17 protein-coding genes are annotated in these 22,255 nt (G+C 68.9%); 10 read left to right on the forward strand and 7 right to left on the reverse strand.

All coding sequences use genetic code 11. The features are described 5' to 3' along the window. Positions 1-202 precede the first annotated feature (202 nt). Genes ACIQI7_RS22370 through ACIQI7_RS22380 form a run of 3 tightly spaced genes read left to right on the forward strand, consistent with a single transcriptional unit; the run spans position 203 to position 3,140 of the window. A complete protein-coding gene (locus ACIQI7_RS22370; RefSeq protein WP_401112695.1) occupies positions 203-691 on the forward strand; it encodes an ImmA/IrrE family metallo-endopeptidase in 489 nt (162 codons plus the stop codon). A 16-nt stretch (positions 692-707) separates the two neighbouring features. Continuing rightward, on the forward strand, positions 708-1,952 hold the full coding sequence (locus ACIQI7_RS22375; protein WP_401112697.1) for an MAB_1171c family putative transporter: 1,245 nt from the start codon (positions 708-710) through the stop codon (positions 1,950-1,952). Between the two features lie 9 nt (positions 1,953-1,961). Then, on the forward strand, positions 1,962-3,140 hold the full coding sequence (locus ACIQI7_RS22380) for a cytochrome P450 (RefSeq protein WP_401112699.1): 1,179 nt from the start codon (positions 1,962-1,964) through the stop codon (positions 3,138-3,140). 183 nt (positions 3,141-3,323) lie between these two features. Here ACIQI7_RS22380 and ACIQI7_RS22385 read toward each other — a convergent pair whose 3' ends face one another. Beyond that, positions 3,324-4,148 (reverse strand): hypothetical protein, encoded by an 825-nt coding sequence (locus ACIQI7_RS22385; protein WP_401112700.1) that lies wholly within the window; start codon positions 4,146-4,148, stop codon positions 3,324-3,326. Positions 4,149-4,192: 44 nt separating this feature from the next. Here ACIQI7_RS22385 and ACIQI7_RS22390 point away from each other — a divergent pair, with 44 nt between their 5' ends. Then, entirely contained in the window at positions 4,193-4,621 is a 429-nt protein-coding gene (locus ACIQI7_RS22390; RefSeq protein ID WP_401112702.1) for an NUDIX domain-containing protein, read from the forward strand. Here ACIQI7_RS22390 and ACIQI7_RS22395 read toward each other — a convergent pair. Then, on the reverse strand, positions 4,616-6,199 hold the full coding sequence (locus ACIQI7_RS22395) for an SUMF1/EgtB/PvdO family nonheme iron enzyme (RefSeq protein ID WP_401112704.1): 1,584 nt from the start codon (positions 6,197-6,199) through the stop codon (positions 4,616-4,618). The genes ACIQI7_RS22390 and ACIQI7_RS22395 overlap by 6 nt on opposite strands. 577 nt (positions 6,200-6,776) lie before the next feature. Between ACIQI7_RS22395 and ACIQI7_RS22400 the strand changes: the two genes are divergently transcribed. The 6 genes from ACIQI7_RS22400 (at position 6,777) to ACIQI7_RS22425 (ending at position 11,643) form a co-directional block, all read left to right on the forward strand. Further along, the gene (locus ACIQI7_RS22400) at positions 6,777-7,652 is read left to right on the forward strand and encodes a helix-turn-helix domain-containing protein (protein ID WP_401112705.1); all 876 of its coding nucleotides are present in this window, start codon (positions 6,777-6,779) and stop codon (positions 7,650-7,652) included. Continuing rightward, entirely contained in the window at positions 7,649-7,879 is a 231-nt protein-coding gene (locus ACIQI7_RS22405) for a DUF397 domain-containing protein (protein WP_401112707.1), read from the forward strand. Before ACIQI7_RS22400 ends, ACIQI7_RS22405 begins: the two co-directional genes overlap by 4 nt. Beyond that, on the forward strand, positions 7,876-8,142 hold the full coding sequence (locus ACIQI7_RS22410) for a DUF397 domain-containing protein (protein ID WP_401112708.1): 267 nt from the start codon (positions 7,876-7,878) through the stop codon (positions 8,140-8,142). The genes ACIQI7_RS22405 and ACIQI7_RS22410 overlap by 4 nt, the downstream gene beginning before the upstream one ends. Before the next feature lie 119 nt (positions 8,143-8,261). After that, a complete protein-coding gene (locus ACIQI7_RS22415; RefSeq protein ID WP_401112710.1) occupies positions 8,262-9,563 on the forward strand; it encodes a helix-turn-helix domain-containing protein in 1,302 nt (433 codons plus the stop codon). After that, positions 9,560-10,444: a phosphotransferase enzyme family protein gene (locus ACIQI7_RS22420; protein ID WP_401112712.1), complete on the forward strand. Its 885-nt coding sequence runs from the start codon at positions 9,560-9,562 to the stop codon at positions 10,442-10,444. Before ACIQI7_RS22415 ends, ACIQI7_RS22420 begins: the two co-directional genes overlap by 4 nt. A 749-nt stretch (positions 10,445-11,193) precedes the next feature. After that, on the forward strand, positions 11,194-11,643 hold the full coding sequence (locus ACIQI7_RS22425) for a DNA/RNA non-specific endonuclease (RefSeq protein ID WP_401112714.1): 450 nt from the start codon (positions 11,194-11,196) through the stop codon (positions 11,641-11,643). Positions 11,644-11,712: 69 nt separating this feature from the next. Here ACIQI7_RS22425 and ACIQI7_RS22430 read toward each other — a convergent pair whose 3' ends face one another. From ACIQI7_RS22430 to ACIQI7_RS22450, 5 genes are all read right to left on the reverse strand, one after another. Beyond that, positions 11,713-15,411, reverse strand: a complete 3,699-nt coding sequence (locus ACIQI7_RS22430; protein WP_401112716.1) for a hypothetical protein — start codon at positions 15,409-15,411, stop codon at positions 11,713-11,715. Positions 15,412-15,773: 362 nt separating this feature from the next. Then, positions 15,774-17,435, reverse strand: coding sequence for a hypothetical protein (locus tag ACIQI7_RS22435; protein ID WP_401112718.1), 1,662 nt, complete (start codon positions 17,433-17,435; stop codon positions 15,774-15,776). Next, a complete protein-coding gene (locus ACIQI7_RS22440; RefSeq protein WP_401112720.1) occupies positions 17,432-18,496 on the reverse strand; it encodes a polyprenyl synthetase family protein in 1,065 nt (354 codons plus the stop codon). Before ACIQI7_RS22440 ends, ACIQI7_RS22435 begins: the two co-directional genes overlap by 4 nt. Beyond that, entirely contained in the window at positions 18,493-19,827 is a 1,335-nt protein-coding gene (locus tag ACIQI7_RS22445) for a hypothetical protein (protein WP_401112722.1), read from the reverse strand. Before ACIQI7_RS22445 ends, ACIQI7_RS22440 begins: the two co-directional genes overlap by 4 nt. A gap of 236 nt (positions 19,828-20,063) precedes the next feature. Beyond that, on the reverse strand, positions 20,064-21,305 hold the full coding sequence (locus ACIQI7_RS22450) for a hypothetical protein (RefSeq protein ID WP_401112724.1): 1,242 nt from the start codon (positions 21,303-21,305) through the stop codon (positions 20,064-20,066). Positions 21,306-22,255 lie beyond the last annotated feature (950 nt).

Raw genomic sequence — 22,255 nt, forward strand, 5'->3', positions numbered from 1 at the left:
GGCGGCCCGAAGCCGTTCAGGCACGGTGCGTAGCGGACTTGACCGCATCCGGCATACATCCGGGCTGGGCAGCGAGGTAACTAAAGATCAACGACGCCCAACGATCTTCGCTTTGTGCTTACGATCGTTCCCGCCCTGCACAGCCCAGGCCGTGCAGGGCGAGTTAGTGACTTCGCCTTTCTTGATCACTTAGGAGGGGGCCGTGTATGCGGCGTGCGAGGAACGCCTCGGCCAACTGTTGCCACTCCTACCTCACTGCTTCACCGAGGAAGAGCTGGTTCAAGCAGTCTCCGCGCTGATCGGCCGACCGATTCAGATCGAACCGAGAGACTTTAAGGGAGACTTCGCCTGCGGCCTCCGGGAGCGCTATTCAGACCGCGAAGTGATCAGCTACCAACGAAATGCTTCGCCGCTCCATCGCCGCCAAATAATTGCCCATGAACTCGCGCACATCATCTGCGGCCACAAAGGGGAGTTGACCCTTGCAGATATCCCACCGGATGAGGAGCTGGCCAAATCGATCGACTGGTCCGTCCTCGGAATCAGCGCGCGCACGTCCTACGAGACGGAGGAAGAGCAGGAGGCGGAGCTGACGGCCACCCTCATAATTCGCCGAATGTACCGCGGGACCGTTCTCCCCCCGTCGAGTCCCAGCGGCGCCAACGAGCGCTGGGACGCACTTTTTGCTTGACCCTCAAGGACCCCCAATGATCAGCGTCATCTTCGGCGGCATGCCCATCCTGCTGCTCGCAGCCTCGTTCTACTGGGCGTTCAGACGCCGTCCGGGCAAGCGTCCGCCCGGCACCCTGAGCCTGTCCGCCCTCCTCGGTGCCTTCGCCGTGGCCTTCAGCGCGTACCAACCAACGGTCCGGGCGTTGGAGGATGCCGTGGCACTGGACTTCTCGCGGCTGGTGAGCAACTCCGCGACGCTGTCCGCCGCAGCCAGCGTCTCCGCAGTCCTCATCTACCTCAACCACGACGCTGCCGAAGCTCGGCAGCGGGTTCACCAACGCCTCTGCCTCCTGGCAACGGCCGTCACCACGATGGCCGTCGCCTTCGCGCTCACGCCTCACACCATGGTGTGGAGTGCCGTCGAGATCCGGGGCGGCCTCAATGCAGTGCCCACGTCGCTGCACATCTACTCCGCGGCGTACATCGCCTACCTCGGATACGCCGTCTACGACTGCCTCACCCAGACCTGGACTCGCTCCAAAGCCGCGACCCGCACCAGCCAGCGCCTGGGTCTCCGCATGACGGCCCTGGGCTGCCTCTTCGCTCTCGTCTACGCCGCCTACAAGACCGTCAACACCGTTGCAGCCCTGTTCGGATGGAACGCCGTCCCGGGCGGCCCCAAGTGCACAAGCCTGTTCACCCCTACCTCCTGTGCCTTCAGTGTCGCCGCGCCGGCCATCAGTGTCTTCCTGATCACGGTAGGCCTCACCCTTCCGGCCGTGCTGTGGCCGCTGACACAGGTCCTCCGACGCCGCTGGGAACGGAAGACGGCTGCCGACCTACTCCCCCTCTGGCGCGACCTGACCGAGGTCTGCCCCGACGTGGTGCTGCGGACCATCGGTGGTTCCGCCGAGTCCGACCTCGTGCTCTACCGCCGGGTGGTGGAGATCTGCGACGGCATCCTCGACCTGGACGCCTACCGGTCTCGCGCGATTGAACGGCTGGCCTCCGATGCTGTCGCGCACCGCGGGCAGCGTGGTACCGAGGCTGGCGCCGCAATCGTCGAGGCGGCTGTTGTAGCTGCGGCAATCGAGGCAGCCCGCACCGGCACTCGGCCCCATGATGACCCCGCACCGCAGGCGACCGGCGAGTCCGCCCGCGCAGGAGACCTCCGAGCCGAGGCCCTGTGGCTACGCTCGGTCTCCCAGCAGTACACGACTTCCGACATCGTCCGCACCGTCGTAGCTGCCCAGCGGCAGACGGCACTTGAAGCGGCATAGGGACTGACCATGGCCTCACCCTTCGCCGACCCGGCGTTCTACGCCGACAGGTACCCCACATACGCGAGGCTGCGCGCGGCCTCCCCCGTCCTACAGGTGTTGTCGGACGGCGTCACCTCAGCGACCGTCGTCACTGGCTACGACGAGGCTCGACAGGCATTCACCGCCCCGCTGTCGAAGGACACCAGCGCGTACTTCGCCGATAGACCATCGGGCCGGTCTCTGCACCCGGCCGTCGCACGCACAATGCTCGCAACCGATCCGCCAGAGCACACCCGACTGCGGCGGCTGGTGACCAAGGCGTTTACTCCTGCCCGAGTCGACGGCCTTCGCCCCTATATCCGTTCCCTGGCCGAGCAGCTCGTTGGGCCGTGGGGACCCGGAACCGAGGTCGACCTCGTCGAGGAGCTGGCCGGCCCGCTGCCGGTCACCGTGATCTGCCAACTCCTAGGGGTACCCCCGGTCGATCGGGCGTCGGTCAGCTCCTGGTCGACCGACCTGTTCGCCACCGGCGACCACGAGCGGATCGACGCTGCGTCCCACGCCCTGGCCGGCTACATGGCGGAGCTGATCAGCAGCACGCGCGTTCGCCCAAACCGCTCGCTGCTCTCCGACCTGATCGCTGTGCACGACGAGGACTCCGGTCGGCTCAGCGAGGACGAGCTGCTCTCCCTCGCCGTACTACTGCTGGTCGCCGGCCACGAGACCACGACTGCGGCAATCGGCACCGCCGTCCTCGCGCTGCTCCAGCACCCTGCCGAACTTGAGCACCTACGTGCCAGCCCGCACTGCATCCCGGGCGCCGTCGACGAGTTGCTCCGCTACGACTCCCCGGTCAGCATCGCCACGTGGCGCTGGGCACCCACCGAGGTGGACCTCTGTGGCACCGCAGTGCCCACCGGCAGCCCGGTGTTCCTGTGCCCCGGCGCGGCCAACCGAGACCCGCGGCAGTTCCCCGACCCCGACCAGCTCAATCTCGGCCGCGCGAACGCCACCAACCACCTCGCATTCGGACACGGGATCCACCGCTGCCTCGGCGCCCCGCTGGCCCGAGCCGAGATCGAGATCGTGCTGCAGGTTCTGTTCGAGCACTTCCCGAAACTCCGGCTGGCGGTAGCACCGGGTGAACTCGCCTGGCGGCACTCCCGCCTGGTCCGCGGACTGACCTCTCTACCCGTGAGGCTGTAAGGGGGTTGCGTTGACGACAGCCCATCCAACCGCAGAGCCGAGCCACGGCGCTGGTGTCGGGGCGCTGCGGCCGGGGTTGCGGTCCGGCTGTGCTTCGGCGACGCTCAGGGCCGCGCCATGGCGATCCGCACCTCGCGGCCGCGGTGTGACCCGCCCCGTTCGGTCCAGCGGTGGAGCATCACCTCAGACGACGCCGACTTCCGCGGCCGGTTCGGGGGCACCGAGGTCCACCATCAACTCGCCGGTGACGACCTGAACAACGTGGTTCCGGGCGTAGCCCGCGACGGCGAGGGAGAGCTTCGGCTCCGCGCGACCGGCGTGACGGGCGGTCGCCGCGAAGTGGTGCACGAGGCCGGGGGTGGTGCGCCCCCGGCCTTGGAGAAGCCGCAGGTTGTCCGGCCCGTGCTCGTCCAGCAGGCGGGCTGCCTCGACCGGACCGGGCTTCTCGACCAGGCCGGCCATGATCCGCACCGGCCCGGTGCCGGTGCACATGACGACGCCGTGCTGAGCAGCCCCTGCCACGTCGAAGGGTGCTGTGAGCACGGCCGGATGCTCGGGGTCCGTCTGCTCCAGCAGGGTGGCGAGCGCGGAGTGGGTGACGTCGACGTTGTCGGCGAAGGCGAACGCCAGGTTGCCGGTGCGCAGGTGGACGGACCCGTTCAGCACGGACGTGAGGTCCGCGTAGCGTCCCCGCTGCGCCATGAACTCGACGTCGAGGCCGGCGGCCGGCTGCGGCCCGATCTGCCACGTTCCGGTCGCTTCCTGGTAGCGCCGGTGGGCGTCGGGCGACAGCGCGTGGCAGGGCCAGGCGTAGAAGCCCGCGTAGTACGGATGGTGCACGACGACCGCGCGCTCGGCACCGCCGGCCACCGCCTCTTCGAGGACGTGGAGCAGGCCGGGCTGTCCCCCGACCGGGCGAAACTCCTTGGGCAGCAGCCGCGACCAACCGGCCACCCGGGTGCCCAGCCCACCGGCGGCGATGACCACGGGGATGGTGGGATTCTTCAACGGACGGTTCTCCTAAAGGCGTTGGGACGCGATACGGTGCGCGGATGCATACACGTGTGACGGGCATCGCCGTGCGGGACGGCCGGATGCTGCTGCTGAACCAGGACACGGAGGGACCACGGACGTGGTCACTGCCCGGCGGGAAGGTCGAGGACGGCGAGACCCTGGCTGGGGCGCTGCGCCGGGAGATGCGGGAGGAGACCGGACTCGATGTCGAGGTCGGCTCCCTCCTGTACGTCTGCGATGTCACGGCGGTCGGCGTCGTGCACATCACCTTCGAAGTCGCGGTGACCGGTGGCCGGATCGGCGACATCGCCGATGGTGCGGACACCAGGCCGATCCGGAGCGTGGAGTGGGTGAAGCTCGACGACCTTCCCGGCTACGGCTTTTCCGAGCGGTTCGTGAAGCTCGCCAAGGCCGACTGGCCGGGCGCCGGTACGTACATGGGACCGAAGTCGAACATCGGGCTATGACCTCGTGTCGGCGGGCCGGGTGAGCACGTCCACCAGTCGGCGGTCCAGCTCACCCGGCGTCCGGTCCCACTCGTCGAGTTCACCGATCCAGCCGACGATCCGCTGCGCGATCTCCCAGGCACCGAGTGCGTCGGCGGCGCAGGCCTCCGGGCCGCGCACCAGACGCACCCCGACGCCGCGCGAGGACCCGAGCAGGAAGCGCGACCGGTGTTCCTCGACCGTCCCACTGTCGCCCGGGGTGTTCCAGGCGGAACCGAACAGATACCGACGGAGCGGAGCCTCGTCGCCGGTGTCCGGCCCGTCGGCGCACCAGATCTGGAGGTTTCCTGTCAGGTGGTGGATCTGCCCGGCGCCCCTGCCGGGCTCCACCACCGAGATGGTGTCTCCGAACGCGTAGCCGGTGTTGTACCCGGGACCGGCCGTGGCGACCGCGGCAAGGGCCTCCTCGCGGGTGGGCAGTCGGGCGCCGTGCCAGGCCGCGAGCGCGGCGGCGCCCAGCCAGGTGACCCAGTAGGCGGGGTGGCGTTCGAACCCGGGGCTGGGTCGCCACCTTCGGCCCTGGTCGAGATGAAGGCGGCCGCCCCGCTCGTGCGGCATCGGGTTGACCAGCAGGTGTGTGCCGTGCCGCGTGTTCTCCAGGCCGGCCTCCAGCAGGGCGTTCAGCAGATCGGCGGCCTCCAGGTTCGAGATCAGCAGGTTGCGCCACATCACCGGGCTCAGCCCGCTCCGACGGTAGGCCACGCTCGGCGGCCGAGGGTCCGCCTGCGCCGGTACCGCCGCGCGCCGCCGAGTGTGTTCGCGTGGCTCACGCTGCTCGTACTCGTCGTCTCCGGCCAGCCAGTGGCTCGCAGTTTTCACGATCGCCGCGTCCACGAACGCGGTGGCACGGGCCAGGGCGGTCGCAACGTGGTGACGGACCAACGCGGCGCTGCCCGCCGGAAGTTCGGCGACCAGCTCGTTCTTGGATCGGCTGGTGTCGAAGTCCCCACCGTCCCCGCGCTTCGGCGGGCCGGACGGGGCGGTCAGCGGGACGCCCAGGAATCCGGCGAGCCCTGACCGGACTTCCGCGGGGGCGGCAACGTGCCGCTCGTACGACAGGTGGGCGAGGGGACGGCCGCATCCGGAGAGGTCCGCGCGCAGCGCCTCGGCGAGCAGCAGGGCGTTGACGGCGATCATCCGCGCGAGCGCCACCGACGGCTGCGGATCGTCCAGGGGCAGGAGCGGCGACCAGTCCCGCCATCGTGGCGTCCGGGCGGTGCGGGCAAGGCCGAGATAGCGCTCCGCGTAAGCCCAGCGCTGCCACAGGCCGCCGCGCTCGAACGAGGAGGCGATGCCGAGCGGTGCGCGGGTGAGGACCAGGACCGGGGAGTCCGGCAGCAGCCCGATGACCGACCTGGACGCGAAGAACAGGTTGGTCTCCTTGACCGCGTGCCGCTTCGAACCATGGAGGTCGTGGAGTGCGCAGACCAGGTGGTGCCGGTTGAGGCCGGTCAGCTGGGACTCCGGCCGTCGGTTCAGGGCCGACAACGGGTGTGCCGCGCCGAGTTGCTGCCGGAAGGGCTCGTTGTGCTGGTGCATCGAGGCTCGAAGCTGGTCGCTGACCCAGTTCGAGCCAACGCGTTCGAATGCGCCGATGATCAGCAACGGTGCACGGCCTGTGCGGCCTGCGGCCTTCACGATCTCTTCCAGCATCACACCCTCCGCCACGCCATCGCGCGCCGAATCCGTCCGTATCTCCTGGTCCACACGTCTTCCTTCCATCGGGCTACCTGAGGTCGCCGCTACGACCATGGCCTGCACCTGGTCTTGCCGTGCGTCGGCCGAGACGCGCGAGCGGTGGGACACACCAGGGCCAAGAGCGGGTCGTTCGTTCCACCAAGGTGGTCGCCCTGAGAGGGCGGAGAAGGCGAAGACCCTGGTGCAGACCTCGGCAAGACGTCACGAGGTCGCTGGGGCACAAGCAAGCGAGAGGTGGCAATCCGCATCCGGATCGCTTCGGTGCGTCACCGCCATCAGGGTCCCGTCTTCCCCGCGCGCCGTCAAGCACGTGACTGGCAAGATGCCAATTCTCTTGCCTCGCATGTGCCATGCACGCGCTGCCGCTAAGCTGACGGGACGACAGAGTCCCTTGAACCACGGCTTCGCGGAGGGATCCATGGCGCCAGCCGTCCCGCAGCAACCTCTGGCTGCACGCAGCAAATTCGGTGCCGACCTGCGACGTCGACGCGAAGCCGCAGGCTGGACGGCCGAAGAGGTCGGCGACCGGATCGGCTGCAGCACTTCCAAGATCACGCGGGTCGAAACCGGCAAGCGCAGCGCCACCCCGGCTGACTTCGAGGCCCTCATGGACCTCTTCGAGGTCTCCGAGCCGGACCGGGACCACCTGGAGGCGCTCTTCCGGCGAGGCCGGACGCGTACGGCCATGTGGTGGGACGCCTATGCGGACGTCCTCAGCAGCAGGTACGCGGAGTTCATCTCCTACGAGCACGAGGCCGCCTCCGCGGCCGAGTACCAGATCGCGTACATACCTGCTCTGCTGCAGACCGAGGCCTACGCCCGCGCCGTCACCGAGGTGGGCTTCGCGGCACTCGGCCCGGACCAGGTCGACGGCCTGGTCGAGGTGAAGAGCATGAGGCAGCATCGCCTGCACGACGAAGTCCCCCTTCGTTTGACGGTCGTCGTCAGCCAGGCGGCGTTGGAGTTCGAGGTGGGAGGGCCGGCGGTCCAGGCGGCGCAGCTCCGTCATCTCCAGGACATCTGCCGCCTGGAAAACGTGGACCTTCGAGTCGTCCCGTTCGACCGAGGAGCCGAAGGCGTGTTGACCGGAGCGTTCACCCTGTTCCAGGGCAACGGCCAGGAGGAGCCGGACACCGCCTTCGCCGAGGCCGTCACGGGGACGATCGTGGTCGACGACGCACTCGGGCTTCGGCGCCTCGCCCGCCTCCACTCCTACCTCCTGCGTGCCGCCCTTGGCCCCCAGGAGTCGCTGGCACTCATCGAGCAGACCGAGAGAAGACTGACCGCATCATGATCGACACGAACGACCTTTACGAAGTGCCGCTCGACAACGTGCGCTGGCACAAGAGCAGTTACACCGCGAACAACAGCAACTGCGTCGAGATGGCGGCCGTGCCGGGGTTGCCGGCCATCGCCATCCGCGATTCGAAGAACCCGGAGATCCCGGCGCTCCGATCCGGTACCGATCAGGTGCGTTCGTTCATCCGTGCTCTCGCCGCCGACACCCTGGTCGAAGCGTGACGACAAACGTTCCGGTCGCCAAGGCAGACCTCTATACGCTCGACCTCCGCACGGCCCGGTGGCTGTCAGCTCCGGGCAGCGATTCCGCGGACCGCCTGGAGGTCGCGCACCTTCCGGGCGGCGCCGCCGCACTTCGGCACTCGGCCACGGGGAAGGTCCTCTTCTTCACCTCGGCGGAGTGGAACGCCTTCGTTCGAGGATGCCAGGACGGCGAGTTCGAGCCGGACATCGACGAGGCCGAGCACCAGGCCGTCCGGCGCTGACGAAGACGCCGGGTACATCGCAGTAGATCTATGGAACAGCTGGTTCCCAGTCCAGGAAAGAGAACTTCCCCGGCATGGGGACAACGCGCTTGTCCCCATGCCGGGTCGAGGGGGCCGATATGGCGGCACGACCCAACACCCTGCACCCGGAGCGTTCGCCCGAGGAGTGGCTGGGCAACGAGATCCGGCAGTGGCGCACGCTGAGGGGCTACGGGCAGGACGAGCTCGGCGAACTGGCACACCTCAGCGGCGATCTCATCGGCAAGATGGAACGCGGTGAACGCAGGTGCCTACAGCACCACACCGAAGCACTCGATGTCGCTCTGGACACCGGCGGAGCGCTCACGCGCAGCCTCGTGCTGGTGTACATGCGGGTGGACCTCCGTAGCGGTGACGACGCCGCCGTCACGGCGGTAGAGGCACCCGGCCCGCACTCCTCCGCCGCGCTCTTTAACGCCTCCGTCCCCATCGCAGCCCCGACGATCCCCATCATCCCGGAACCAGGGACGACGGTGCGCCCGGGGGACGTGGCCCACGTACGGTCAGCAGCTGCGGTCCTGCGCAGTTGGGACAACCTCCACGGCGGAGGCGGACTCGTACGCGAGACAGCCGTCGCACAGCTCCGGTGGGCGGAGGCTCTCACCTCGGCGCCATGCAGTAGCCCATTGCGCCTGGAGTTGCTCACCGCGGCGAGCCGTCTCGCCTCGGCCGCCGGCGCCGTTCTGCTCGACGCGGGCGAGTTCGCCGAGGCCGGCCGGCGCCTTCGGTGGGCGACCGACCTCGCGGAGGAGGCGGGCGACTGGTCCGCACGTGCGGTCTCGTACAACCTCCGTTCCCGGCTCGCTACTTGGTGCGAGCGCTACGACGACGGCGTGACCCTGGCCGAGTTGGGCCTCGTTCGGTCCGACTGGCTCTCCTCGGCCGAGCGGGCCATGCTGCACAACGCCGCGGCGCGAGGGCACGCCCGGTTGGGCAACCGCCAGGCGGCTCTCGCCGCCATCGGACGGTCCGACGAAGCGTACGCCCAGCTCCGGGCCGCCGAGGAGTCGCGTTGGATGACCTACTACGACGAAGCCCAGCACCACGGCGACACCGGTCACGCCGTCTACGACCTCGCACTCGCGGGTCACGCGGTCGACGACGCACTCGACCGGCTCAGGACCGCCGTCGACGGGCATGCCCAGCCGTTCGCCCGGTCCAGGACGTTCAGCAGGACCAAGCTGGCCGGTCTGCTGCTGGTCATGGGAAACGCCGACGCCGCACTTCCGGAGGCCGAACGGGCCGTGGCCGAGGTCGCACAGCTCCGTTCACACCGAGCTGTGCGAGAGCTCCAGGAGCTGGCGAAGCTCGCACGTCGGTACGAACAGCACGCCAGGCTCGACGGCCTGCGCCTCCAGATCGCCGCTACGGTAGGTGAGTGACCACTGCCAGCGACTCCCATGTCGTCCTGCTCAGCGCATGTGCCGACGCCGGTCTGTCCGCCGATGGTGCCGAGCTGATCAGACTGGGTGAGAACGCCCTGTGGCGTCTTCCTGACGGAGTGGTGGCCCGCGTCGCCCGCCCCGGCCAGTGGTCCGCGGCGGTGCAGGAGATCGCGATAGCCCGCTGGCTCCACGAGTGCGGCCTGCCGGTCGTCCGGCCGGTGGAGGCCTTCTCCGCCCCGATCCCCGTCGGCGACCGGCCCGTCACCTTCTGGCACGAACTGCCGCCCCACCGACCGGGCACCGGCGCCGACATGGCGCCGCTTCTCCGCAGGTTGCACGACCTGCCGGCCCCCGGGCACATCGACCTCGGCCTCCTCGATCCCCTCGTCCGGCTCGCCGAACGGATCGACGAAGCAGCCACCCTCGACGTCCACCAGCGACGCTGGCTGCGGGCGTACCTCGCCGACCTGCAGACCGCATGGGACGAACTCCCCGTCGGACAGCCGCTCTGCGTGGTCCACGGAGACGCCTGGGGCGGCAACACCGCGGTCACCCCCACCACCACGTATCTGCTCGACTTCGAGCGCTCCTCGCGGGGCCGGCGCGAGTACGACCTCGCGACGATGGCGGCCGGCTTCACGAGCTTCGGCAGCGTAACGGCGAAGCAGTACGAGGCAATCTGCACCGCCTATGGTGCCGACGTCACGGAGTGGCCGAGCTATCCGGTCCTGCGCAACATCCGCGAGCTACGCGTCACCTGTTTCGCTCTCCAGCTCGCCGCGGCCGACCCCGTGCGGCACCGCGCCCAGGCCCACTACCGCCTCGCCTGTATCCAGGGTCGGGAAGGCGCTCGGCCATGGGGCTGGACCGTCCTGTAGAGAATCTCTGGCCTGCAAACACTGACGTCATCGCTGGCGCTGGCCCCGTCTACTTGCACCAGGGATCGGTCGCGTTCGATGCGCACGCCCTCGACTGTGCGGGCCTCGCGGCGCTGCGGCCGTGGTCCAGACAGGGCGTCACTCCGCAGCCCACCGGCCGCCTCGTGCGGCAGTCGCGGGCACGGGTCGCCCGCCCGGCCGTGGCCCCCGGGATTGGCCCGCTCCGGGGGTTTTCTCTCTGCCATCGGGTGAACACGCGCGGGGGCGCGTGGCAGACGGTCCGCCACAGCAAATGGTTCGAATACCAATGAATCTCTTCGGTGAGGTGAACCATGCCCCTTTTCCCCGTACGGCTAGGCCGGGCCGAGACCCCCCGCTCCCTCACGCACCACGCCCCCGGGGCGCCGCCCCGTTCCGGCAGGCGTGTGGCACGTCGACTGAGGCGCTTGGTGGCGGTGGCGGTGCTCGCAGCGGTCGCGGTTGTCGTCCCTGCCACGCCGGACGCCGTCGCTGCGACGGGCGTCAGAGCGGTACTGGCTCCGCCGCAGGGGTACAACTGCCCCGAGTACTATGCCGCCCCTACTCCCCCGGGCTGGCCAGGGCCAGGCGACTCCGTCCAGGACACGCAGCGCGCGGTCCGCTGGGACCTTGACAGTCTCGGCCGCCCGGCCAGGGCCCGCTTCATGCAGCCCAGGAACCGGGGCGCCTACCGGGATGACCAGCGGACCAGTGGCCCCTGCCAGGGGACGGTGGGGCACTACTACGAAACTCAGTGGGGGCAGCCCGCGCTGCCGCCGGTCGCCGCCGGCCCGCCTCCCGGCAACGGGCAGAGCTGGAACGGGGGGCATCTGATCGCCTACACCTACTTCGGGCCCGACACCCGCTACAACCTGGTGCCCCAATTGAAGCGAGTGAACACGGGGCTGTACAAGCGGTTTGAAAACGCGGCCCGCGCCTGCCTTATCCCCGTCAATCCTCCCAGGGCAGGCAGCGTCGACGAGTACTCCGTCACCGTCAATTACTTCAACGACGCCGCGCACGATCCGCGCTTCCCGCAGTCCTTCGATGTCGCGGTGACGCTCACGGGCCAGGCCGGAACCGCCCGGGCCACCGGGAGGATCCCGTGGGACGCCCCGTCAGGCAACGGGAGCCAGCTCGCGCAGGATCTGACAGCCGCGAGGATTGCTTCCGGCTGCTGAGCGGGCAGGGCCCGGGACCCGTACGGTGCACGCCGGGCCCGGGCCCCGGAGGTCGGCCGCCGTCGGGCGCTACAGCTTGCCCTCGGCGGTGTTGACGGCGCAGTTCTTGACGTCGTCGCCAAGGGTGCCGAGCTGGTCATAGATGAGTTTCGGAGTGTTCTTGAAGTGGTTGATGATGTCCTCGAAGCTGGTGATGCCTAGGTCGTCGACGCTCAGGTCGATCTTGGGCAGGTGGCCACCGGTAAGGGTGACGGTGGCTTTGAGGGCGAGGGAGACGGTGGCCTGGTCTTTGGTGACGGTGAGGGTGAGGCTGCCGGTGGCGTTGACGTCCAGGACGGTGCCGGTGAGCTTCCAGCTGCTGGGCGCGTCGATGCTGAAGTCGAGGGTAGCGGTGGCCTTGGCGGTGAGGCCGGAGTCGAGGTCGAGGGTGCATGCGAGGTCGGCGGTGAAGCCGCCGACCTTGACCTTGAGGTCGAAGGCGAAGCCGTCCTTGCCCAGGGAGGCGTCCAGGGAGGCGGAGGCGCCCAAAAGTTCCACCTTCCCGGACAGGGCAAGGATCTTCTTGGGGGCGTTGCCGCTCGTGATGTTCTTCAGGTCGAGGAGGTAGTGGGGACCTTTGGCCTGGTCGGTGGCGCTGGAGAGGGTGAGAAGTTTCGCGATCGTCAGCGGTTTTTCGATCTCGCTGTCGACGTAGATGCCGGTGCGGGTGATCTCGACCTTGAATCGCCAGTTGTTGTCGAAGAAGTCGATGTCGCCGGAGGCGAACAGGCCCTGCTGCCATGTGGTCTTCGTGATGTCGTCCTTCCAGCCGCCCGCGTCGGTGACCAGGCAGACTTCGAGCTGGTGGATGACGATCTTCTTGAGGATGTCGAGCCAGCTCGGCGGAGTGGTGACGAGGGCCGCGATGTCGTGGAGGCTGACGCCCTTCTTCGTGTCGGCGGGTTTCAGGGCGAAGTAGAAGACGGTGACCATGGGCGGCTCCACGCTGCCCTTGGCGGTCAGGTCCAGGGTGACGGCGTCGTTGCCGCTGCCGAAGGTGAGCTCCCCGCCGCCGCCCAGGACGAGCTTGCCGTCCTTGAGGCTGATCTCGACGAAGAAGCCGTTGATGGTGAACCCGTCGATGCCGAAGGCGTTCTTCCACGCGGGCGGGCTGTCGTAGAAGTCGGGGCCGGGCAGCGGTTCAGCGCCCCACACCTCGTGGGGGGTGGGCACCAGGAGCGCGTAGGGCACGTCGGCGCCGTGCGCCCATGGCAGCAGGGCGTCGGTGCCGGCAGCGGGTGGCGCAGTCCACAGGACGGGCACGGGGGTGTGGCCGAGGGCGGTGAGATCGCACAGGAGCCTCTCGAGGGCGGCCGGGGCCGGAGTGAGGACGGCGACCGCGGCCATGCCCGTGCCGGCAGGGGCCGGTTCGGGGTCGGGGGTGAGGAGGGTATAGCCGGGGGCGTCCAGGGCCAGGGCAAGCTGATGGGGCGGCACCTTTCCGGCGGCGGCGCCGTAGGCCTTCGCGGGTGTGAGGACAAGTTTCAGGGACAATGCCCAGCCGCCGGCGGAGGGCTTGCTGACGGCGCCCTGGCCGGTGAGCTGGAGCTTGACGCTGCCAGCCGCAGCGGGGAGTTGGAGGACGAACGCGGTGGCGAGGGCGATCTCGTAGGTGGCGGGTTTGACGGTGAGCGTGAGGGCGCCGAACCCGTTGCCAGCCTTGGCGAGGACGGCGGCGAACTCGGAGTTCTTGATCGGGCTGGCCAGGCGAGCGGTGACGGTGATGCCGCTGGCACTGGGGAACAGCCGGGTGAGGAAAGCGAGGTCGCCGCCGAAGCCGAGGGTGGAGAAGAAGGTGAGGCCCTTGCCGACCGTGGCGGGCAAGCCCTTGGGCTTCTTGACGGTACCGGTGTCGATGTTCTGCTGGTCGGCGGTGCTGACGACCAGTCCGGAGTCGGTGAAGGTGAGGTCGCCGAGGATGGGCAGGTCCTTCGCCCAGGCACCGATGTCGCGCGGGGAAAACGACCAGTTCTCCTGCCACAGGCCCACCACCAGGACGGTTGTCTTGCCGGTTGACTCGCCGGCCGGGCGGGCGGCCTTTCCGACGACGGACAGCGTGTACTTGTCGTAGGTGACGTCGCCGGACAGCGCGAGTTCCCAGCCCTGTCCGTACTGCACGCTCGCGGTGGTCTTGCTGAAGGTGATGGCGGGCATTCCGGAGGGCAGGGAGAGTCCGGTGTCGGCGGCGAGCTGCTTGATGAGGTCGGTCAGCGAAACGGTGGGGAACTGGCCGCTCAAACGGAAGGATCCGGGGATCGCGCAGGCCGCGGTGATCTTGATGCCGTCGGTGAGGGGCTTGCCGGTCGGGGCGACGACGGCGATGGCGTTCAGGCTCGCGGTGGTGTTCTTCTTGTCATGCTGGAGGGCGAAGCCGGCCTGGGTGAGGGTGATGGTTGCGGCGCCGAGTTCGAGGGCGGCGTTGGTGTCGGCGTCGGCCGCCATGCTGAACGTGCCCGTGGTGGGGGTGACCTCGCCCCAGAAGTCGGTGAGGTTGATGGCCGGCATGTGGCCGAGGTCCGTGCCGGGCAGGAAGTGCTGGACGACGTCTTTCAGCGGGACCGGCTTGAGGGTGTCGTCCGCGACAGTGAGGGTGCCGGGCGGGACGATGCCCTCGACGAGGAGGGGAAGCTTGTCGGCGACCTCGAAGCGGGCCCGGACGACGAGCCAGGCGCTGCGGGTGGACTGCAGGGGCTCGAACACGGACAGTTCCGCACCCACGCCGGTCAGCTTCAGGTTGCCCTCGGCGATGTCCCAGGTCCGGCCGGGGGCGGAGTCGATATCGACCGTGACCTGCCGCAGGGCCTTGGCCAGGCTTCCGCCGGTGTTCGTGGGGTCGATGGTGATCAGGACGTCGCGCAGCTGGAGGGTGTCGCCGAGGGGGAAGCCGGCTTTGTCGGCCTTCGTGAACGCCTTGTCCAGGCCTGCGAAGTCCTTGAGGTCGGAGGCGGCGACCGGATCCTTTGGTGGCGCCCCGGTCAGGATGAGAGTCGCGGGCCCGCTCTGGAGGCTTGTGCCGATCTCGACGGTGAGGGTCTTGGAGATCCGGACGTCGGCGCGCAGTTCCACGTTGTAGTAGGGGGTGGGGGTGTCCAGGTCGCGGGAGCCCGCCCACAGCAGGAACGACGCTTCCTGCATGTCCTGGCCGGCCTTGCTTCGGGAGCGCAGGTCGACGCCGGGGCGGCCGTTCTTGTCGGCAGGCATGAGGGGGCCGGTGAGGGTGAGGGCGCCGTCGGTCAGGGGCAGCAGGAAGGCCAACGCCGAGTCGGTGGGGGGTTTGGCCTTGGGGGCGTGGAAGGTCATCCCGGGCGGCAGGTCGGGCAGGCCGTCGGCGGCCTCACGTTTGGTGGAGGTGAGCAGGAGCAGGGGCGGTTCGGCGTAGGTGAGGCGGTCGAGCGCAAGGCCCTTGATCTTCGGGAAGGCGGCGCCGAACGTCCAGCTGACGGGCAGGACCAGGTGCGCGTAGAGGGAGGGACTCTGGTCGGCGGGGTCGATCCCGAAGACGACGGTGGTCTTGATGGCTTGGGCGGCCGGCCATCCCGCGAGGCTGCCGGCGGCGGTGACGCCGGTCGCGGCGTTCTCGAGGGTGGCGTCGTGGAGGGTCAGGCCGCCAGGGAACCAGGCGGCCAGCTGCCGGGAGGCGGCCTGGGTGTCGAGGTTGGCAGCCGTCACGGTCAGGGTGCCGTCCTTGAAGCATGACTCGATCCGGTCCTGCAGGGCCTTGGTGTCCATGGTGTTCCTGTCCGTCAGGCCGGACCGGTCCGGCAGGTGGAGGGACGTCCGGGCGGGTGGCCGCGGTCGGGCTGTGGGGCAGGACGGCGGGTGCGCCGGCGGGCACAGGAGTGGGGGCGTGCTGGCGCCGCGACGGCTGCACCCCCGCAGACGGCGGCGCGCCCTGCTGCGGCACGGTGCCGGCTCCCATAGCCTGCTTCGCCGGATCCGGCCGGCGCGCGTTGGGGCGAGGTGCGGCTGTCGCGGTGTCGCGCCGCGGCACTGGGCAGCAGGGCGGCGGACCGACGCCGTATCCGCCCGCAGTGCCCTATGCCCCGGGCCGGGGCGGCGCCCGCTGCGGTCCTGCGGTGCCGCGCGCCGAACTAGTCGAGGTTCTTGGCGATGGCGGCGCGGGCGGTTTTCGCCAGGGCCTTTCCGATGTCGGGGCGCTTGTCGTCGAGGGCTTTGTTGAGGCTTTTGAGGACGCGGTCTTTCATGGCGGGCTGCGCGAGGACCTGGTTGGCGGCGCCCTGCAGGAGGCTGCCCTCGGGGATGAGGACGGTGATTGTCAGGTCGTCGCGCTTGACGTCCAGGCGCACGGATTCGACGGTGACGGTGAGGTGGTCGAGGTCTTTGCCGCCGAACGTCAGCTCGGTGCTGAGGGTCGCGGCCGTGGCGCTGGCCGTGTAGTGGCCGTTGACGGGCGTCTTGTTCCAGTCGGCGGTGAGGCTGCCCTGGCACTTCCACGGCGGGTCTGGTACGTGCTGATGGCCTTTCAGGGTCGCCAGCTTCACGGTGGCGCTGACGCGCCCCTTCGCGAGTGCGGCGTCGGAAGCGGGGACGAGGGCATTGGAGAAACCCGTCGCGGTGCCGTCCAGTGTCACGTCCTCGAAAGGCTTGAACTTCCCTCCGAGAACGATCTCGCCGATCGTGATCTTGCCCAGGGTGTAGGGCTCCAGGACGGGGTCCTTCGCGCCCACGATCAGGTCCGGAAGGTAGAGAGGGGACTTGCCGTCGGCCAGGGCAGTGCGCATCCGGTCGAAGAGGTACTGGTCGACGGCGGGGTCGGGGCCGGTGCTGTCATGGGCGAGGGTGCCGCTGGTGATGGGGCCCATGACATTGTCGAGTGCGGCGGCGAGCTGGTCGGTGAGGGCGCGAGAGAGGGCGTCGAGGGTGGCGGCGGCGTTCAGGGAGTCGGTCAGGGCGGTGGTGAGCTTCTTCTGGCCGACGGGGTCGTCGAAGGCCTGCTTCGCCATGTCGAGCCAGGCCTTCTTGAAGTCTTCGTCAGCGCTCTGGTCGATGGTCAGGGCGGAGGCGTCGAGGGTGTATGTGGGGTCGGAGCTGGTGTGGCCCTTGGTGGTGATCTTGTTGACGGTGACGGTGAGGGTGCGGTCGGCGCCGGTTCCGGTGACAGCCACGGTGAGGTCGATGTCGGCGGCCAGGTTGCTCACGTCGAGGCGGAAGGCACCGGACCCGGTGACGTGGTCGACGGGCCATTTCAGGTGGGACAGCTTCGTGGGGGTCTTGGTGGGTTCGTGCGCGCCAATGTCGGCGGCGCACACGTCCTGGTCGAGGCGGTAGTGGCCGTCGAGGCCGACCTTCTTGGGCAGCGCGGCGCCGGTGAGGGCGCTGAAGAGCAGGGAGATAATCATGCTGTAGCCGCCGCTGGTCCCGGAGAGGTTCCTCAGGCCGCCGACCTGGACGTTGTCCAGTCCGGTGATCGTGGCAGTGGGGATCGCCAGAACGGGTTCGGGGGAGGTGGGCAGGGGGATGCCCTCGAACTTCGTGCCGTCGACGGGAGGGTCGGCATCGCCCGCGTTGATGTCGTCCAGGGCCGTCTGGTACCACTGCTTGGCGATGTTGACGGAGGTCTCGCCTCCGTCGAAGGCGCCCGGCTTCCAGTCGGTCGCCTTGACTGGCAGGAGCGGGGAGCCGTCCTTCGTGGAGGCCTTGGCGAGGATGGCGGGAAGGTTGTGCGGGTGGGCGGGGTTGTTCAGGCGCGGAAGCATCGTGGCGGCGATGAACTCGATGAGGGCCTTGCTCATACCGGGTCCAATCCGTGGTGGGGGAACTGGGGGTGCGGGGCGCGGTCGACGATGTCCAGGGCGACCTCGGTCAGGGCGTCGCGGTAGGGGCCCGCTGGGAAGGGCCGCAGGTAGGTCAGGGCGTCCAGGGCCTGGGTGCGGGCCTGGGCGTAGGCTCTCGCGCAGGCACCGGTGGCGCGCACCGCGCGCGCGGCCGCGCGCAGCTGCTCGTCGTCGTGGCCGGCGCCGCGCAGGATCCGGGTGACCGGGTGGGCAGGGCCCAGTGCGTGGGCGGCGTGGATTAGCGGCAGGGACCAGCGGCCGCGGGCGAGGTCGGTGCAGGGGGGCTTGCCGGTGGTGTGCTGGTCGTGGGTGACGTCGAGGATGTCGTCCATGACCTGGAAGGCGCGTCCCACGCGACGGCCGAAGAAGCCGGCCCGGCGGGCGTCGGCGGTGCGGCCGCCGGCCAGGGTGACGCCCGCCTCACAGGCGAGCCCGAACAGGACCGCTGTCTTGCGTTCGATGGTGCGCCAGTAGTGGGCGAGCAGCACCTCGGTGTCCCAGGCGGGGTCGGTACGCAGTTCGTCGAGCTCGCCGCAGCACACGCAGAACGCAGTGTCCAGGACGGTGCGCACGAGGTCGATGTCGCGCTGGGCGTCGATGCCGTCGACGAAGCCGCGGATGGCCTGGACGAACTGCAGGTCGCCGATGAGAACGGCAGTATGGGTGCCGCGTTCGGCATTCACTGAGGGCAGGCCTCGGCGCAGGCCCGAGTCGTCGACGACGTCGTCGTGGATGAGGGTGGCCACGTGCAGCATCTCCAGGCTCACTGCGCCGTTGACGACCTTGTCCGGCAGCGGGCCGCTGCCGTGGACCATGCGAGCGGCCAGCAGCAGCATCATCGGCCGCAGCTTCTTGCCGCGCCGGTGCAGGGCGTGCTCGGTGGGGGTGAGGTACTTGGCCTGCGGGCGCAGGGCATCCTCCAGGACCTGGCGGTACCGGACCAGGTCCTCGCTCAGCAGCGTGCGCCACACCCCCTCCAGCACGTCGCCGCGGGCGTGCTGGCGGGCGTCGACGATCACTCGTCCTCCTCCTGCCGGCCGCCCCGGGTGCTGGGCGGTGCGAAGGAGGGGTGCGCGGTGCGGGCGGCGGCGGCGACGCGTTCGCGGATCGATTCGCGTAGCAGCACGGCGATGAACCGCATGGATGCGATGCGGGCCCTGGCCGCCGCGGCGACCTCTCCCTGCCAGCCGCTGTCGTCGAAGTCCAGGACCGGCTCGGGCACGTGGACGTCGATCCACACCGGAGGGCCGTCGTCGCCAGTGGTGGCGGTGGCGGTGGCACCCTCGACGACAGCTTGGAAGGTGCCCTGGTGGTAGGCCTCACCGACGAGAGCGAGCCGGGCGGCGTCTGCGGCGATGATCGCCGCGCGCACACGCTGGATATGCCTCAGGTCCTCCCTGTCCATACCCGGCGGCAAGGCACCGGAGCCCTCACGCTCCACCCGGTCCAGGTAGCGGTCGGGATCGAGGTAGACGTCCGGGTCCGCCACCGACACTCTGCGCTTCCCATCGGCCGGGGCCTCCCTGACCGCCTTTCGGATCTCGGGCGCGGTCCTCGGCGTGATCTGCTTCTTGTCGTTGCCCGTCCGGTCCTTGACACGCGTCGCGAACTCGTCGGACGCGGCCGATGCGTCCATGTACTCCTGCTCCGCGACGGGGTCGTTCTTCTTCTTCGCGGCCTTCGCCAGATGCAGCATCGCCGTCTTCAAGGTGTTGTGCTGCGTGAACGCGTTCTCGTTGTAGGTGACGTCCTTGCCGTCGACCTTCTTGATCACATCCGGCTTGTTCACGACTTTCGTGTCGTCGCCCATCGCGTCGGCCGTGTCCACAGCCATCTGGGCGGTCACCCCGCCGCGTTCCCAGCCGTTCATGTACCCCGAGGTGAAGGCGGTGTTGTAGTGCTCGTTGAAGCGGTAATAGGTGCTGACGAGCCGGAATCCGTTGGGGCTTTCGGCGATCAGCCGTGTGCGCTCCTTGCGCGCGGCTGCCAGGTGCTGCTCGCGCGTCGCGTCGTCGAGGTTGAGGAAGAGGGGGTCACCGGGCGAGGGCGGGGCCTGGCCCAGCGGCATCAGGCTGCCGCCGCTGTCGACCGGGTTCTCCAGTTCCGGGCGCACGTCCAGGCTGTAGCGTCCGTGCAGCAGCAGCGGCGGCAGCGCCCAGGCGCAGGCACCCTCCCGCCCGGCCTGCGCGGTCGGCACGGGTCCGCCTTGCGCCGTGAGTGTCATGTCCCCCAGCCGCAGGCTCAGTACCGCGGTCGGGGCGAAGCGGTGGCCGGCCGGCAAGGCCACACCCGAGGCCAACGGGAAGCTCGGCGTATCTGGAAGACGCAGCATGGCGGACGTGTCAGGCACAGAGTCTCCCAAGGGAGCGGAGGTCGGAAGGACACTGACGGCCCGGCAGGCGGGGCGCCGGCGCGAAGCGAGCGAGGTCCGTCACGGGGATCGGTCGCGGTTGGGACGCCCCGTGACATCGATATGACCGCCCGGGATCAGCGGCATTCCGTCCCCCGGGGAGGGGCCGCCGCCGGGCCGTCCCAGCCGGTCCGGGACGGTGAACACCATTCCCGGTGCCGGCAGCCGGCCTCGGATCACGTCGCTTCGACATCGGCTCCAAGAACCAGATACGAGACCTCGCCGGACCCGTCCAGCAACTTCAACCGGACGGTGAGCCCCTCGGACTTCATCTCCAGCGGCAACGAGAAGGGGAAGCTGTAGGTCTTCCCTTCGTAGTCCTTCTTCAGTTCCTTCCACGGATCCTTTTTGTGGTCGCTGTTGAGCTTCTTCTCGAGCTCATTGAGGCCGCCCGACTCCACTGCCTTGTACCTTGTGTCGAACTCTGGAACGTTAGCCTTGACCTTGATCTCTGTTTCGCCCAGATCGGTGATCTCGCACTGGATCAGGATCGGGTCCGGGTCGGTAGTGGCGTCGAACTCGGGGTTTTCCTCAAGTTTGAAATCGACGGTAACCTTGAACTTCTCGAGTGCGATATAGACGTTGATGACCGGGTCGAACAGGTTCCGATCCATGGCGGCCCCCTTGAGGACCGGATAGAGCGTGGCCTTGGTTTCCTTCGTGGTGTAGGTCTTCTTTCGGTTCAGGCCGAGCTCGTCGGACTTGGCCGCGATGGCCTTGTTCACCATGGGCTCGGTCAGAGCGGGGCCAACAGCGATCACGCAGGGGTGGCGCTTCTCCCAGATCTTCTGGCCCGTCTTGCCGATGGCGAGGTTATCGAGCACCCCGTGCTCCGTGTGGACGTTATTTCTTGCCAGGTTCGCGCCCAGGGCCACGTAGACGCCGTCCACGACACCGCGGCTTGCCGGGACCAGCTCGGAACCGCCGATCTTGGGGAGTTCGAACTCCGGCAACGCGTTGTTCGCCGCCCCGAGGAGCTCCGGCAGGAGCTGGAGCAGTGTTTCGCGGTTCAGCTCGCTGAGCTTGGAGTCGCCCAGGTCGGCTGCCAGCGCGATCGGCTTGAATTTGGCGAAATCGCGTAGCACGTCCATGTACACCACGATGTCCACACCGGAGACACCGTCCTCGGGCTTGCTGCCGGTCTGGATGGTGATCGCCGGCAGGGTGACCTGGAGGACAGCCGTATTGGAGGCCGCCGGCGGCGTCTTGCCACCAGCGTCGGTGGCCTTGTCCCACTTTGCCATGCTGGGCGGCCCGACGGCCACCGTGGGGGCCTTGGTGACATCCCAGGACACGGACACCCCGCTCTGGGTCGTGGTGCCCTTGAACCACTTCGGGTGCGACCTGTAGACGGCGCTGACGCAGTCGTCGAATCCCTTGGCGGTGACGCCGATGACGAGGTCGTTCGGGTAGGGCATGACGCCCACGATGACTCCCGGAGGGTGATTTCCGCCGGGCCTGCCCCGCACGGTGACCCATCTATCCCTGCCGCGGTCCGCACCCCACACTGATCCGTATTCGAACCACGCGGACGGTGGAAGCGCCGTCACTCCAGCAGGGCACCCTCCATTCCGCCGACCGCCGGGCATTGACATCCCCGCCCTCCGCCGGGCCCAGAACCCTCAACCACGGCGAAGCCGTGAGCGTCCCCGTCATGGCCATCATCGAGGCAGAACTTCGCAACGCCGTGCGAGGGCTCGCCTCGCAGTTCGCCGGTCAGGTAGTGCTCGACGACGGTGCCGGCGCGGTCGGCGGAGATGCCCGCGGCCCGGCAAGATGCGGGTCATCAGGTGGTCCTCGATCGAAACGCGCACAGCTCACCGCCCCCGGCAGCCAAGCGGGGCGGGCACAGGGCCGGCGGGCGTGCGGGGATGTGCGCGGGTGCGAGGCGGGCACGGTGTGCGCCTCCACGGGAAAGGGGACGGCGAGCCAGCGGCGGGCGGAAGAGGGACCACCCTGGACGGCAGCCGGAGAAGGCCGGAACGCCTCTGAGGCGGCGCGGGCCGGGGCGGCTCAGCCGAGCCCGGTCTCAGCGGGAGGGAGGGTCAGACGCCGGCGTACACGAGGTGGTCGAGCGCGGTCCGGCCGCGGTCGACGAGCATGGTGTTGTCTTCCAGTACGACTGCCCATCGGAGTCAGGCTGCCGGGGAACTACGCCGAGCCCTCACACAAAACCCGGGCGGCTCCACCGCGTTATCGGTCGCGTTCCCTTCAAGGCGACCCAACGACCGCCCCTAACGGTTCGATTCCTCTGCCACCCGTAAGGGGCAGAGCTCGCGGACGCACCCGCTCACGTTGAAGAGTTCGGCGTCCGCCTTCTCCGGTCTCGAACTCTCCCTACCCCGAAGGCGACAGCCAACGAACGTGT

The sequence above is a fragment of the Kitasatospora sp. NPDC092039 genome, assembly GCF_044756065.1.
Classification (GTDB): domain Bacteria; phylum Actinomycetota; class Actinomycetes; order Streptomycetales; family Streptomycetaceae; genus Kitasatospora.